Source organism: Aurantimonas endophytica, assembly GCF_014196845.1.
Lineage (GTDB): Bacteria > Pseudomonadota > Alphaproteobacteria > Rhizobiales > Rhizobiaceae > Aurantimonas > Aurantimonas endophytica.
The window spans coordinates 278,671-292,673 of sequence record NZ_JACIEM010000002.1; the positions used below are offsets into that span (position 1 = coordinate 278,671).

Consider the following 14,003-nt stretch of genomic DNA (forward strand, 5'->3'; position numbering starts at 1 on the left):
CGTGAAGGATTTGCACCAATGCCCAGGCCAAGCCTGGCCGAACTCACGGCCTTCGCTGCCGTGGCACGCCACCGCAGCTTCCGGCAGGCCGCCGACGCGCTGGGAACTTCGCGGTCCGCCCTCAGCCACACGGTCATCGCGCTGGAACGCACGCTCAAGGTGCGTCTCCTCAACCGCACGACCCGCAGCGTGACGCCGACGGAGGCCGGTGGCGCGCTTCTGCGGCGGCTCGCGCCGATCCTCCGAGAGCTCGACGAGGCGCTGGATGCCGTGACGGGGGAGGCGGGTGCCCTCGGCGGAACGCTCCGCATCAATTGCGGCGCGGCTGCCGCAGAGTATCTCCTGCGCTCGGTGGTGCCGGTTTTTACTGACCGCTGTCCGGGCGTGGCCCTGGATCTCGTCACCGACGGCCGCCTGATTGACATCGTCGAGGCAGGGTTTGACGCCGGGGTCCGGCTGCGCGAGTCGGTGCCGCAGGACATGATCGCCGTCCCGTTCGGCGGGACGGTGCGGTTTCTGGCGGTCGCGGCGCCAGGCTACCTCGAACGTCACGGCATCCCCATCGCGCCGGAAGATCTTCGCCGACATCGCTGCATCCGCCATCGTCTGCCGAGCGGGAAGCTCTATCGCTGGGAGTTCGAGCGGCGAGGCGAAGAGATCGTCGTCGACGTTCCCGGAACGCTGACGCTCGACGACAATCGCCTGATGGCCGCGGCGGCAACCGACGGCCTCGGTGTCGCTTTCGTGCCGGGAGCATTCGCCGCAGCCGCTCTCCGTGAAGGGCGGCTGCGCGCGGTGCTGGAGGACTGGTGCCCGTCTTACCCGGGCCTATGCCTCTATTATCCGGGCCACCGCCACGTCCCGGCCGCCCTGCGGGCGTTCATCGATGTTCTGAAAGAGGTGGACGCCGCTTAACCCAGCCGGGACGGCAATCCGCCCATTCGGCCGCCCGCATAGACCGGGACGATGGAACGCCAGACTTTCTGCCTCTCCGGTCGGTAGGAGCGCGTCAAGCGAGCCTCCGCTTGGGTATCCGAAAGCAGCCGATGCCGGGGGCACGTACCGTCAGCCTGGGGGGAAGTATCGTCGCGCGTCTGCGCGAAGATAAGAACTTTGCGCGCAGGCATGACCATGGCTGCTCATTCAGATCCCAAGAGAAGTACCGCTCAAGACGATCGGCAGAGACACATCCGACTCGAAGCGTCCAAAGCGGTCCGTGGACTCATCAACGCACCTCCAATGTCAGAAGACCGCCGCCCGCCTCATTCAGCCGTGTCAGGTAGACGGACGGGTCGAGCACCTGGAACGGAAAATACAGCCCGGCCGGCGTCGGTGGATTCCCATCGAGCCCCGTCAGGCTTTCGAGGAGCATCGACACGCCCAGTGCCGTCAGCGGTGCCGCTCCCTGTGGATGGAAAACCGCATGGCAGGTGCGGAGCGACTGGCCCGAATGACTTCGCCCGCTGAGTTCGATGATGATCTCGGTCGACTTCGCTTCGCCGCGGCGGCGGCTGGAACTGACGCCGGTCGCAATGTTGAACTGGACGTTGGGCGCGCCGGTCGCGCTCGCCAGGCCGACGACGTCGATGGACGAGAAGCCGGAGGCTTCCATCGGGGTGCCGTCGATGGCGTGGAACGACGTCGTGGCATCGTCTTCGCTGCGCCAGACATAGGCGCCGCCCTGCCTCGTGAGCGCGGCCGGCATCATCCTGTGCAGGCGCTCGAAGTCCTCGGCCACGGCCGGACCGCCGCCATCCTCTTCGTCGACGAGTGCCCCGATGACGATGTCGTCGATCCGACCGTATGCTTTGGCCGCCTCGAGGGTCGCAACCGTCGTCGCGCCGACCAGCCACTCATAGCCGAGAACGACGGGTGCCGCCGTCGGCTTCAGCATGAAGCTCCCGATCTCGGGGGCGATCTCGTAGATGCCCGAGGAAATGCCGAGATGCGGCACGCTCCGCGCCAAGGCGAACCGTAATCCGGCAAGGCGATCGTCCGAATAGAAGACGGCGACGGCGCGAACCGGGCGGTCGCCGAGGCCGAGATCGTCGGCGGTCGGGTCGAGAACGACGCCCTCCGCCTTTCCCAGCTCGGCAGCCGCTTGCCGGCCCTTGGCAAGGTCGCGACCGCCGATCAGCAGCGGGAGATCGGGGTGGCGGGACCGCAACTCGCGTGCGCTCAGGCGCCCGATCGCGCCGTAGCCTCCCATCAGAAGGATCGGATCCGGTGACATGGCAATTTTCCTTTCCCGACATATAACCTACGAAAGGTAGGTGAGAAATGCATAACCTACTTTTGGTAGTTTATGCAAATGGGGCGGACCGGATGCGCAGTGCGATCGAAAAGGGGACCAGAGAAAAGGGTTCGCGCAGGCTGTCGAAGGCCGTGCGTCGACGCCAGCTACTCGACACGGCGCTCCGCATCGTCCGGAAAGAGGGAGCGGATCGCCTGACGCTGGGCCATCTCGCCGCGTCCGCAGGCGTCTCCAAGCCGGTCGCCTACGATCATTTCGGCACCCGCTCGGTCCTGCTCATCGAACTCTACCGATGGATCGACACGGAGCGGGTGAACGCGTTCCGCGACGCCATGGCCACGGGGAACCGGAGCTTCGAAGAAACGGCCGGTATGCTCGCCGCCGCCTACATCGACTGTGCGGCCGACATGACCGACGAGTTCCATTCCGTCGGCGCCGCTCTCGCCGGCAGCGAGGAAAAGGCGGCGGTCTTCCAGGAATTGCTGGACCACTCCGTCCAGATGTTCGTGTCCGTCCTGACGCCATTCGGCGCTTTATCGTCAGAGGAGTTGGAGCGGCGTTGCGTCGGCCTCGTCGGCGCGGGCGAGGCCCTGTCGGCGGCCGTGGTGCGCGGCAAACTCGACAGGAGCGAAGCCGAGGGGGTCTTTGCGTCCATGATCAAGGGCAGCCTGGATGAGCGCCCGGCCTGAACCGGCACAAGCCCGGACCCTAGCGTGCCGGTGCGGCCGATCCGTGCGGCATGCAGAAACGGCTCGCCGTGCTGATCCTGTTCGTAGCATCAAGGGCGACCAGCCCGTTCTGACACACGTAGATCGGGTTGGCGCTGGGGGTTGCGGCGTAGCGCCGATTAACCAGGACCTGCCAGGGGCCGGGTCCGAGGAACGCCTCGCGCGGGACCCACTCGACGACGCGTTCGAGCCGCTGATCTTTCGAGCCGCTGGCAACCGCCGTCGCGATGAACTTCATGAGGCGGGGGCGGAGGGCTAGCCCCGGCGCGCTGCCTCGCTCCACTCCGGACGGGAAGATTTCGAATTCGTCCAGTCGCGGGCGCCGACGGGGGCGGACGTTCGGAAGCGGAGGGGAGGGCCACCGAGTTGATCGTTCGACCTAAGGCGAGGGCGATCTGAGAGCTGGCATGCGTCTCGTCTCCGTCTTCCTTCACTACCGCGACGCCTGGTCGAACGCCTCTCTCGCAGCCTCGACCCGACCTAAGTTCGCCTCCGCCCATATCCAGACGCCGCAGAAGGCTGCGCTCAGGCTGGCTCCCAGGTCCGTCAGCCGGTAGTCGACCCGCGGCGGCACGACGGCATGCACCGTTCGCGTCACCATCCCGTCGCGTTCCATCTGCCGAAGCGTCTGCGTCAGCATCTTCTGGCTGATGGCCCCGACATGGCGCGACAACTGGGTGAAGCGCAGCTCGCCATGCTCTGTCAGGACCTCCAGGACGATCATCGTCCACTTGTCGGCGACGCGGCCGATCAAGTCGTTGACCAGCGCCTCTACCTTCGGGTCGCTGTCGGCCGGCGGTGCGCTTTGCGCGATGCGCCGCGCCTTGCTGATGGTCGTCTCGTCGAATGGCAGGCCGGACATCCCAACGCTCTCCTTTTGGTGCGTATGGATATTTTGGGTGCCTTCTTTCTATCACATCGCAGATTGGCCAGTTGAGGTCCATCGAACCGCAACGGAAGGCGCGTATCATGAAGCAGACGGGAAACACCATCCTCATCACAGGCGGCGGCTCGGGCATCGGCGAGGCGCTGGCCCACCGATTCCACGACAAGGGCAACACCGTGATCATCGCGGGACGCCGCCAGGAGGCGCTCCAGCGAGCCTGTTCCGGGCGCGAGCGCATGTATGCCATAACGCTCGACGTGGAGAGCGCGGATGGCGTCGCCGACTTCTCCGCCCGGCTGCTAGCTGCCCACCCGACGCTCAATGTCCTCGTCAACAATGCGGGCATCATGCGCTACGAGGCGCTGGACCGCTCGCGCGACCTGACGGATACCGAGGCGACGATCACCACCAACCTGCTTGGCCCCATCCGGCTGACCGACGCCCTGATCGACCACCTCTGCGCGCAGCCTGACGCGGCCATCGTCAACGTCACGTCGGGCCTCGCTTTCGTGCCGCTCGTCGCAACGCCCACCTACAACGCCACGAAGGCGGCCATTCACTCCTACACGATCTCGATGCGCGAGGCGCTCAAGGGCCGGGTCGAGGTGATCGAGCTGGCGCCGCCCGCCGTCCAGACGGCCCTGACCCCCGGACAGGAAACCCGCGCCGCCTATCTGCCGCTCGCTGACTTCGCGGACGAGGTCATGACACTCTTCGCCCAGGAACCAACCCCGAGCGAAATCCTCGTGGAGCGCGTGCACTTCCAGCGCTTTGCCGAGGCGGAAGGCCGCTTCGACGAAACGCTCGCCCGCTTGAACGAAATGGCTGCCAAGGCGCGAGGAGACTGAGAAGACCGACTGGCGCCCGCTTCCGCATCGTTGCGACCGAAGCGGAAGTTCGAAACCCGCCCGTCCCGTCGCTGGCGCCGACGGGACGGGCGGAGTTTCAGAAGCGACGGCTCTTCACCGCTGCAGCCCCGATACGTCCCTCATAGGGTTCTCGAAGCACTTCCAGCCTCGCGGGAGTGCTCCCTCGAACGCCACACCTGCGCTTGTCATGGCGATTGGCGCTACGGGCAAAGGCGCCTCGTCGAACCGGCCGAGATTGCCGCCGGTCGCAGACGCCTATTGGAAGAAGCGATGGGATTGTTCGCAAGGTAATCTACGAAGTGCAGCGCTAGAGCCCGTCGCGGATCGGGCGTGGCAGGAACTTGCCCGAACTGATTCAGCTGGGCTTTAAGCGTGGACGCGCTGCATTGTAGTCGGTTACCCCGGTGCGCCGGCTTTGCCCGCGCATGGGCGAGAGACGAGACAGCGTCTCCTTGAGAAGCGCGTCACGCAGGCGGCCAAAAGGGAGCCGCAACTGCGGAACAAGCAGGCCGACGTGAGCGTACGGTGGACACGGCCATGCCGCCATCTGCTGCTGCGGCAAAAGCAGCATTTATCGATAGTTGAATGGTGCGCCCGAAAGGATTCGAACCTCTGACCCCCAGATTCGTAGTCTGGTGCTCTATCCAGCTGAGCTACGGGCGCGCTCGGCACACGCTTGAAGCAAAGCGTCTCGTGCCGATGCCGGGCTAACTAGCCGCTCGGGCGGATGATTGCAAGCAGGAGCGGGGCAAAATTCCGGGAGGATCGTCCGGGCCTCGTCTGCGGACGGGCAGGCGAGGGGTTCGCTCGCCCTTCGGCTTCAGACCCGCCGCCATGGGCAAGGGATGGTTCGCGTGCCGGAAGATCCCGAGCCGAGGGCGCCCGCAACGCACCGCCCGAGGCCGGGATCGAGGCCGCGCGACGACGGTTGCGGCTGGTTCCCACCCATGCGGCCCATTCCGGTCCGGTGCAGCCGGCGTCGGCGCGTCAGCCGGGCCGGTCCTCGCCAGCCAGTTCGTCTGCCCGCGCCGGCAGGTGGATCTCGAAGCGGGTGCCGGGCAGACGGCGTTCGGCGAGCGCGATACGGCCGCCATGCGCCTGGACGATCTCGGCGACGATGGCGAGACCGAGGCCTGTGCCGCCGGTGCGGGCCGAGCCCTGGAACGCCTTGAAAAGATTCTCCCTCGCCCGCGCCGGCAGGCCCGGCCCGGTGTCCTCGACGCTGATCAGCACCTCGTCCTGCGGCTCGGGCCTGGCGCCGACGGTGACGCGCCGCACCAGCGAGGGAAGGTCCGCCGCGTCGCCTTCCAGCGCCTGGACGGCGTTGCGACAGAGATTGACCAGCACCCGGTGGAACTGTCCCGGGTCGACGGCGATCTCCAGCGTGTCAGGGATGGCGTTGACGAGCTCGATGGGACCGCCCTCCGGCGGCGCCACCACCTCGAACACGTCGTCCACCAGCCGCGCCAGCCGTACGGCGCGCTTGGCCGGCGGGCTTTCTATCGCCCGGCCGTAGGACAGCACCGACTGCGTGTAGCTGAGCGCCCGGTCGAGGCTGCGCACCAGCGGCGGCACGACCTTTTGCACCCGCGGGTCGGGCACGTCCGCCAGCCGGTCGGAGACCATCTGCGCCGAGGCGAGGATGTTGCGCAGGTCGTGGTTGATCTTGGCGACGGCGAGGCCGAGATCGGCGAGGTGGCGCTGTTCGCGCAGTGTCCCGGCGAGCCGCGCCTGCATGACGGCCAGCTCCGCCTCGGCGGTGCCGATCTCGTCGCCCCGTCCGCTCGGCTGGATGATCCGGCTCGGGTCGGCCGGGTTCTGGCCGAAGCGGATCATCGCACCGGTCATCGCCTGGATCGGCCGCACCAGATAATAGCTGATCGCCGCATAGACGAGCAGCGCGGCGAAGGAGGCGATCGCCAGCGACAGGAACAGGATGTTGCGCGAGTAGATCAGCATGTCGCGCCTGAGCGGGCGTTCCGACATCACCACTTCGGCCACCAGCGTGCCGTCGCCGACAGGACCGTAGACGCGCATCGTTCGGTCGCTGCCGAACAGCAGCGTATCGAAGGCGCCGAGGACCATCGGCACGGGGTTGCGGTCGGCGAGGTCGATCTGCAGGCCGGCGACGTCGATCGTGTCGGCCCGGGCGATCAGCCGCGAGGCGCCGCCCTCGACGATCGCCACCAGCATGGCGTCGAGGGCGACGAGCAGGCTGGCGCCCTGGTCGGCCTCGAGCGCGGCGCCGATCGGCGCGTCGCCGCCCTCCGAGGCAACGCCGGCGACGGCAGCCGTCTCCAGCTTTGCCTCCAGCCAGCTTTCCCGGAAATTGGCGATCGACGGCACGAAGATCAGAACTTCGGCGAGCATGACCGCGAGCATGGTGATCACGAGAAGACGTCGGGACAGCCGGCGGCGCCCGGTGCGAGGCGGACCCTGCACCGGCGTCGTATCGTCGGCGGGACTGTTCACCGGTTGCTGCAATGAAGTGCCGTCCCCTCGCCCTTCGTCAGGTCGCGGCGAGAAGCTTGCGGCCCCGCCCCGGCGCTTTCAGCCGAATCGCCGCAGAAGGGCGACCGCACGGCGCACGAAGGGGCGCCGCGTGTAGGGCACATAGTAGGAAGTCGCAGCGCGTTTGCCAATTTCCGAGAGCGTCGGGTAGGGCGAGACGTAATCCCGCAGATCGCCGGCGCTCAGGCCCTTCCCGATGGCGAGGGACAGGAGATTTGTGATCTCGTCGGCGGCATGGCCGACGACCCCCGCTCCGACGAGCCGCCCACGCCGCCCCACGACGAGCTTGATCAGTCCTTCGGTCCGGCGCTCGGTCTGGGCCCGGTCGTTCTCGCCGTAAGGCCATGTCAGCAGTTCGGTCGTGATGCCCTGGGCGTCGGCCTCGACCGCGGTAAGACCCACCTGCCCGAGCGGCGGATCGGTGTAGGTGACACGCGGCAGCGTGTCGCGCGGGGCGCGGATCGGCAGCCGGAAAAGGATCGCCCGGACGACCAGCCCGGCATGCAGGTTGGCCAGATGGGTGAATTGCGGCCCGCCGGCGATGTCGCCGATGGCATAGGCCCGTCGGTTGCTGGTGCGCAGGTCCCGGCCGACCTTGATGCCGCGCCGGTCGTAGTCGATGCCGGCCGCCTCGAGATTCAGGCCTGCGACGTTCGGGGCCCGGCCGACCGCAACGAGGAGATGCGAGCCCTCGATCGTGGCCGTCGATCCGTCGCGGCGTTCGACCTGGATCTGGATCCTGCCCGCTTCGCCTTCGACGCGGACCACTTTCGTGCGCTCCTCGATACTGACCCCCTCGGCCCGCAACCGGTCGAGGACGACGGCGGCGAGATCGGCGTCCTCGCGGCCGAGTGCCGTCTCGCCGTCGATCACGGTGACCGCTGCGCCGAGGCGGCGATGCGCCTGCGCCATTTCAACCCCGATCGGCCCGCCGCCGATGATCACCAGATGGTCCGGGCAGGTGGTCAGGCCGAAGATCGTCTCGTTGGTGAGATGCGGTGTCGCCGACAGCCCCTCGATCGGCGGCACCAGCGGCGAGGAGCCCGCCGCGATGACGAAGCGGCGCGGCCGCACCAGGCGGCCGCCGGCGGAAACCGTGCGCGCGTCGACGAACTCGGCACTGGCCTTGAGGACGGTCACACCCAGGCTCTCGAAGCGCTCGACCGAGTCGTTCGGCGCGATCGTTGCGATGACGTCGGCGACGTGGCGCTGAACCGCGGCGAAATCGATCTGCGGCTCGCCGGCCGACACGCCGAAGCGGGGCGCTTCCCGGATCGTTGCCGCATGGTTGGCGGCGGCAAGCAGCGCCTTGGAGGGGACGCAGCCATAGTTCAGGCAGTCGCCGCCCATGCGGCCGCGCTCGATCAGCACGACGGGCACGCCGAAGGCAGCCGAGGCGGCCGCGGTGGTCAGGCCGCCGGAGCCGGCACCGATGACGCAGATGTCGGGGGTCAGGATCTCCGCCATGAGCGATCAGTCTCCTTGCGTCTCGACCTTCGTCTCGGGGCGCCGGTTCCGGAGATAGGTCTTCTTGAGGATCAGTCCGAGCACCGCGAGGGCGCCGAGGCCGATCAGCGCGTAGGTCATGTCCATCGTCACCAGCTTGGCGAGCGTGATCTCGCCCTTGCCGGCCTTGGCCAGCGCCTGGTTGATGCCGCTGCCGAGGAAAGCATAGACCATCGAGCCCGGAATGATCCCGAGAAAGGTGCTGGCGACATAGGTCCGCAGCTTCACGTCGAAGAAGGCGGGCGCGAGGTTGACCGCGACGAAGGGCAGCACCGGGGTCAGCCGCAGGACGAGCAGGTAGGCGAAGGCGTCGTCGCGGAACCCTTCGGCGAAACGGGCGAGCGAACTGCCGGCGCGCCGGCGCAGCACGTCGCCGAAGGCATGCCGGGCGGCAAGGAACAGCGCCGTGGCGCCGATCGTCGCGCCGATGACGGTCAGCGTGCCGCCGAGAAGCCAGCCGAACAGGAACCCGCCTGCCACCGTGAAGATCGCTGCCGCCGGGAAGGCGACGGCGACGAGGATCGCGTAACCGGCGATGAACCCGGCCGATGCGACGAACAGGTGATCCATGACGAGACTGCGCAACGATTCGCGGCTGTCGAGAAACGCGTGCAGCGAAATCTGCCGATGCAGCCCGGCGGCGTAGGCGACGAGCAGCGCAGCGACGATGATCGCCAGCGGCGCGAAGCGCCAGATGGTCGCCCGAGGCCGTGCGCCGTCCGCGGCGTCCGTGCTTTCCGGCTGTGCGAGGGGATCTCGTGATGACATGCTCGGTCCAGTTTTCAGGCTGGCAGGTTGGGCAACTGCCGCCTATAGGCAAGGGCGATGACGCGATCGTCGCGAGGATCACGCGGGATTGAACCGGCCGGTTCCGCCGACCGGTGATTGACTTTTCCGGCCGGCTCTTCCAATAAGCCCCCATACGAGCGGGCAGCGTCCGCGCGACAATGGATGCGCGCTCGCTTTCCGCCCTGACATCCATACTCGGAAACGACGAAGGGCCGCGCAATCGGGCGCGGAATCGCCACGATGAAACGTACCTACCAGCCGTCCCGCCTTGTTCGTAAACGCCGTCACGGGTTTCGTTCCCGCATGGCGACAACCGGTGGCCGCAAGGTGATCGCGGCGCGCCGCGCTCGCGGCCGCAAGCGGCTCTCGGCCTGACCTGACGTCGGCTGTTGGACGAGCGTCCGATGGCCGTCGGCAGAATGCGCAAGCGCGCCGAGTTCTTGGCCGCGCGCCGGGGCCGACGCCTGAACGGCCCCTGCTTCTTTATCGAGGCGCGAAACCGGGGCGACGGAACTGATCCGCGCGTCGGGCTGACCGTCACCAAGAAGGTCGGCAACTCGGTCGTGCGCAATCGTATCCGTCGTCGCCTGCGCGAGGCGATACGACTCGGCGCCGAGACCGAGATGGTTCCCGGCTTCGACTATGTGATCGTCGCCCGGCGCGAGGTCCGCGACATGCCCTTCGCCGCGTTGAAGGACGAGTTGTCCCGGCGGCTCGCTCGGACGAAACAGCCGCAAGGCGAGCCGGCGACGGCCAAACGGCGCGATCCGGAGCGTCGATCGGGGTCTGACTGATGCAGAACAACCGCAACTTCCTGATCGCCATGGCGCTGTCCATCGCCGTGCTGGTGGGCTGGCAGTTTCTGGTGATGGCGCCGCGCATGGAGGCGCAGCGCCAGATCGAGACCAGCGAGAGCGCCGCGCCGCAGAACCCGGGATCGCTGCAGACGCCGCAGACGCCCGCCGGTACCCCGCAGGACCCGGTCACCGCACCGGCCGGACGCGAGAGCGTCGTGCCGGGCGGCGACGTCGCCGCGCCCGAATCGCTCGGCCGCGAGCAGGCGCTGGCGACGACGCAGCGAATCGCGATCGACACGCCGGCCGTCTCCGGGTCCATCAACCTGACCGGCGCCCGGCTCGACGACCTTCGACTCAAGAACTATCACGAGACCGTCGACGACTCCTCGCCGACGATCGTCCTCCTGTCGCCCGAGCAGCTGGCTACCGGCTATTTCGCCGAATTCGGCTATCTCGGCCAGAACGCCGGCACGCTTCCCGGGCCTTCCACCGTATGGGAAGCCGAGGCGGGCACGACGCTGACCCCATCGACCCCCGTCACGCTGACGACCACCAACGGTGCCGGCGTGACCTTCAGCCGGCAGATCTCGGTCGACGACAAGTTCATGTTCACGGTGGAGGACACCGTCCAGAATGCCGGGGAGGCGCCGGTTACGGTGTCGCCCTACGGCCGGATCGCGCGGTACGCCAAGCCCGAGTCTGCGTCGATCTTCGTGCTCTTCGAAGGCCTCATCGGAGTGTTCGGCGAGGACGGCCTGTCGGAAGTGACGTTCTCGTCCATCGAGGATGACGGCCGCTATACGCCGCCGGCGGCCTCCAGCGGATGGATGGGCATCACCGACAAATACTGGGCGACGACGCTGGTCCCGGAGGCCGGCCGGCCATTCCAGTCGCGCTTCCTCTATCTGACGGGCCAGCGCTCGCATTATCAGACGGAATATGTTTCCGACCCGCTGACGCTCGCCCCGGGCGCTTCGGTCACCACCACCACCCGGACCTTCGCCGGGGCCAAGGTGGTCGGCGACATCGACGCCTACGAGGAGACGCTCGGCATCCAGCAGTTCGGCCAGCTGATCGACTGGGGCTGGTTCTATTTCATCACCCGGCCGATGTTCTTCGCCATCGACTGGTTCTATGCCCTGCTCGGCAATTTCGGCCTGGCCATCCTCGCCGTCACCGTCGTCCTGAAGCTGATCTTTTTCCCGCTCGCCAACAAGTCCTACAAGTCGATGGCCCGCATGAAGAACATGCAGCCGAAGATCATGGAGCTGCGCGAGCGCTACAAGGACGACCGCCAGAAGCAGCAGCAGGAGATGATGCGGATCTACAAGGAGGAGAAGATCAATCCGGCGGCCGGCTGCTGGCCGATCCTGATCCAGATCCCGGTCTTCTTCGCCCTCTACAAGGTCCTTTACGTGACGATCGAGATGCGTCACGCGCCGTTCTTCGGCTGGATCCAGGATCTGGCCGCGCCTGATCCGACCAGCCTGTTCAACCTCTTCGGGCTGATCCCGATCGATGTCCCGACCTTCCTGATGGTCGGTGTCTGGCCGATCCTGATGGGCATCACGATGTTCGTGCAGATGCGCCTCAACCCGACGCCGCCGGACCCGACGCAGCAGATGATCTTCACCTGGATGCCGGTGATCTTCACCTTCATGCTGGCGTCGTTCCCGGCTGGTCTGGTGATCTACTGGACGTGGAACAACTTCCTGTCGATCCTCCAGCAGGGCGTCATCATGAAGCGCAACGGCACCAAGATCGAGCTGTGGGACAACCTCAGGGGCATGTTCCGCAAGAAGGCGCCAGAGAGCTGATCGCCGCGCCGGCCGGCGGCAGAAACAGTCTGCCGGCCAGCGAACGGAGGGATCTTCGATGCATGGTCCTGATCCGGCCGATCCCTATCCGATGCGTGGACAAAACCGGGTCGGCTTTCTCAAGCCGCTGGTGAGTCACCCCCAGATCAAAATTGGCGACTACAGCTACTACGACGATCCGGACGGTCCGGAACGGTTTGTCGAGACATGCGTCGGCCATCTCTATCCCGAGCTCGGTGATCGTCTTGTGATCGGGCGGTTCTGCGCGATAGCTTCCGGTGTGCGGTTCATGATGAACGGCGCGAACCACGCGTTGACCGGCCTCTCGACCTATCCGTTCAACATCTTCGGGAACGGCTGGGAAAGTGGCTTCGACGTCGCCACGATCCAGGCCGGGATCCGGGGTGACACGGTTGTCGGCAACGATGTGTGGATCGGCGAACGCGCCACGATCCTGCCGGGCGTGTCGATTGGCGACGGCGCCATCGTCGCGAGCTTCGCCGTCGTGTCGCGAGACGTCGAGCCCTATGCTGTCGTTGCGGGAAACCCGGCGCGCGAAATGCGCCGGCGCTTCGACCCGAGGACGGTTGAGCGGCTGCTGAGCGTCGCATGGTGGAACTGGCCGGCCGAGAAGATCACCCGCAACCTCGACCGGATCCGGGGCGGCGATATCGAAGCACTGGAGAAGGCCCGATGAGCGTGACGAACGAGAACGCCGAAGGGCCGGCCATCGAAGCCCCGCCGCCTGCCGATCACCGGTTCTTCGCCCGCCCGTGGGTATTCGTGCGCGGCGTGCCCGCGATGAAGTTCCTGCCGCCGGAAGGCCCGCCCGAGATTGCCTTTGCCGGACGCTCGAACGTCGGCAAGTCGTCGCTGATCAATGCGCTGCTCGGCCAGAAGGGCCTGGCGCGGACGTCGAACACGCCGGGTCGGACGCAGGAGCTCAACTTCTTCGTGCCGGACGGCTACGGCGGCGAGACGCTGGAGCTGCCACCGATCGCCCTCGTCGACATGCCGGGCTACGGCTACGCCAAGGCACCCAAGGACAATGTCGACGCGTGGACGCGCCTCGTTTTCTCCTATCTGCGCGGCCGGGCGAGCCTGAAGCGTGTCTTCCTGCTGATCGATGCGCGGCACGGCATCAAAAAGAACGACGGCGACGTCATGGACCTGCTCGACAAGGCCGCGGTTTCCTACCAGATCGTCCTGACCAAGATCGACAAGATCAAGCCGCCTGCGGTCGTGAAGCTGCTCGAGGCGACCGCCCTGGGGATCGCCCGCCATCCCGCGGCCTTTCCGCGGATTCTCGCAACCTCGTCGGAAAAGACCGTCGGCCTCGACGAACTGAAGGCCGAGATCGCCTCGCTGGCGGATTGACGCCGCGTCAGGCGCCCGGCGGCAGTAGCCGCTTGCGGATCCGCTCCTCGATGCGCCGCCGCACGTCGCGATAGGCATCGAGGATCTGCTCCCGGCTGCCCGTGGCAGCGGAGGGATCGGGCATCGGCCAGAACTCGACCTCGACCGACGACGTGCCGGTGGCGTCGAGGGCGACGTGATGGGCTTCCGGCGCCATGGTGACGATCAGGTCGAAATAGCTGTCCTCGAGATCCTCGAAGCGCTGCGGCCGCCGCTCCCCGAGATCGAGCCCCTGTTCCGACAGGACGATGTCGACGAACGGGTCGCGCTGGCCGCTGCGGACCCCGGCCGAAGCGATGTAGACCGAAGCCGGCAGGATTGACCGGGCGAGCGCCTCCGCCATCGGCGAGCGGATGGCGTTCATGCCGCACAGGAACAGCACCGAGCTCGGCAGCGGCTTGGAGTCGGCCGGCTCGCTCATCGACGAGGC

15 protein-coding genes and 1 tRNA gene are annotated in these 14,003 nt (G+C 67.0%); 8 read left to right on the forward strand and 8 right to left on the reverse strand.

Annotation, left to right across the window (positions count from 1 at the left end; translation table 11 throughout):
- Window positions 1–18: 18 nt before the first annotated feature.
- Window positions 19–915, forward strand: coding sequence for a LysR family transcriptional regulator (locus GGR03_RS09060; RefSeq protein ID WP_183207315.1), 897 nt, complete (start codon window positions 19–21; stop codon window positions 913–915).
- A gap of 310 nt (window positions 916–1,225) precedes the next feature.
- On the opposite strand, the gene GGR03_RS09065 is transcribed toward GGR03_RS09060, so the two are convergent.
- Window positions 1,226–2,233, reverse strand: coding sequence for an NAD(P)-dependent oxidoreductase (locus tag GGR03_RS09065; RefSeq protein WP_183207316.1), 1,008 nt, complete (start codon window positions 2,231–2,233; stop codon window positions 1,226–1,228).
- 92 nt (window positions 2,234–2,325) lie between these two features.
- On the opposite strand from GGR03_RS09065, the gene GGR03_RS09070 reads away from it, so the two are divergent.
- Window positions 2,326–2,943 (forward strand): TetR/AcrR family transcriptional regulator, encoded by a 618-nt coding sequence (locus GGR03_RS09070; protein WP_183207317.1) that lies wholly within the window; start codon window positions 2,326–2,328, stop codon window positions 2,941–2,943.
- A gap of 19 nt (window positions 2,944–2,962) precedes the next feature.
- Here the strand turns inward: GGR03_RS09070 and GGR03_RS09075 are convergent, their stop codons facing one another.
- Together GGR03_RS09075 and GGR03_RS09080 are read right to left on the reverse strand one after the other, a co-directional pair.
- Window positions 2,963–3,220: a hypothetical protein gene (locus GGR03_RS09075; RefSeq protein WP_183207318.1), complete on the reverse strand. Its 258-nt coding sequence runs from the start codon at window positions 3,218–3,220 to the stop codon at window positions 2,963–2,965.
- 195 nt (window positions 3,221–3,415) lie between these two features.
- Complete coding sequence (locus GGR03_RS09080) at window positions 3,416–3,844, reverse strand: winged helix-turn-helix transcriptional regulator (RefSeq protein WP_183207319.1); 429 nt, start codon at window positions 3,842–3,844, stop codon at window positions 3,416–3,418.
- A gap of 107 nt (window positions 3,845–3,951) precedes the next feature.
- Between GGR03_RS09080 and GGR03_RS09085 the strand changes: the two genes are divergently transcribed.
- Entirely contained in the window at window positions 3,952–4,716 is a 765-nt protein-coding gene (locus tag GGR03_RS09085; RefSeq protein ID WP_183207320.1) for an SDR family oxidoreductase, read from the forward strand.
- A 607-nt stretch (window positions 4,717–5,323) separates the two neighbouring features.
- On the opposite strand, the gene GGR03_RS09090 is transcribed toward GGR03_RS09085, so the two are convergent.
- The 4 genes from GGR03_RS09090 to GGR03_RS09105 all read right to left on the reverse strand — a co-directional run bounded on the left by GGR03_RS09090 (window position 5,324) and on the right by GGR03_RS09105 (window position 9,522).
- Window positions 5,324–5,400 (reverse strand) — tRNA-Arg (locus tag GGR03_RS09090).
- 324 nt (window positions 5,401–5,724) lie between these two features.
- Window positions 5,725–7,119 carry a sensor histidine kinase gene (locus GGR03_RS09095; protein WP_183207966.1) on the reverse strand — a complete coding sequence of 465 codons (1,395 nt, stop codon included), beginning with the start codon at window positions 7,117–7,119 and terminating at the stop codon, window positions 5,725–5,727.
- Window positions 7,120–7,287: 168 nt separating this feature from the next.
- Window positions 7,288–8,715: a dihydrolipoyl dehydrogenase family protein gene (locus tag GGR03_RS09100; protein WP_183207321.1), complete on the reverse strand. Its 1,428-nt coding sequence runs from the start codon at window positions 8,713–8,715 to the stop codon at window positions 7,288–7,290.
- Between the two features lie 6 nt (window positions 8,716–8,721).
- Window positions 8,722–9,522: a TVP38/TMEM64 family protein gene (locus GGR03_RS09105; protein ID WP_183207322.1), complete on the reverse strand. Its 801-nt coding sequence runs from the start codon at window positions 9,520–9,522 to the stop codon at window positions 8,722–8,724.
- Window positions 9,523–9,783: 261 nt separating this feature from the next.
- On the opposite strand from GGR03_RS09105, the gene rpmH reads away from it, so the two are divergent.
- Genes rpmH through yihA form a run of 5 tightly spaced genes read left to right on the forward strand, consistent with a single transcriptional unit; the run spans window position 9,784 to window position 13,534 of the window.
- Entirely contained in the window at window positions 9,784–9,918 is a 135-nt protein-coding gene (gene rpmH / locus GGR03_RS09110) for a 50S ribosomal protein L34 (RefSeq protein ID WP_163042899.1), read from the forward strand.
- Between the two features lie 29 nt (window positions 9,919–9,947).
- Entirely contained in the window at window positions 9,948–10,337 is a 390-nt protein-coding gene (gene rnpA, locus GGR03_RS09115; RefSeq protein WP_183207323.1) for a ribonuclease P protein component, read from the forward strand.
- Complete coding sequence (gene yidC, locus GGR03_RS09120; RefSeq protein ID WP_183207324.1) at window positions 10,337–12,157, forward strand: membrane protein insertase YidC; 1,821 nt, start codon at window positions 10,337–10,339, stop codon at window positions 12,155–12,157. The genes rnpA and yidC overlap by 1 nt, the downstream gene beginning before the upstream one ends.
- Window positions 12,158–12,215: 58 nt before the next feature.
- Window positions 12,216–12,854: a CatB-related O-acetyltransferase gene (locus tag GGR03_RS09125; protein WP_183207325.1), complete on the forward strand. Its 639-nt coding sequence runs from the start codon at window positions 12,216–12,218 to the stop codon at window positions 12,852–12,854.
- Complete coding sequence (gene yihA, locus GGR03_RS09130) at window positions 12,851–13,534, forward strand: ribosome biogenesis GTP-binding protein YihA/YsxC (RefSeq protein WP_183207326.1); 684 nt, start codon at window positions 12,851–12,853, stop codon at window positions 13,532–13,534. The genes GGR03_RS09125 and yihA overlap by 4 nt, the downstream gene beginning before the upstream one ends.
- 7 nt (window positions 13,535–13,541) lie before the next feature.
- Here the strand turns inward: yihA and GGR03_RS09135 are convergent, their stop codons facing one another.
- Window positions 13,542–13,994 (reverse strand): arsenate-mycothiol transferase ArsC, encoded by a 453-nt coding sequence (locus tag GGR03_RS09135; protein WP_183207327.1) that lies wholly within the window; start codon window positions 13,992–13,994, stop codon window positions 13,542–13,544.
- Between the last annotated feature and the right edge of the window lie 9 nt (window positions 13,995–14,003).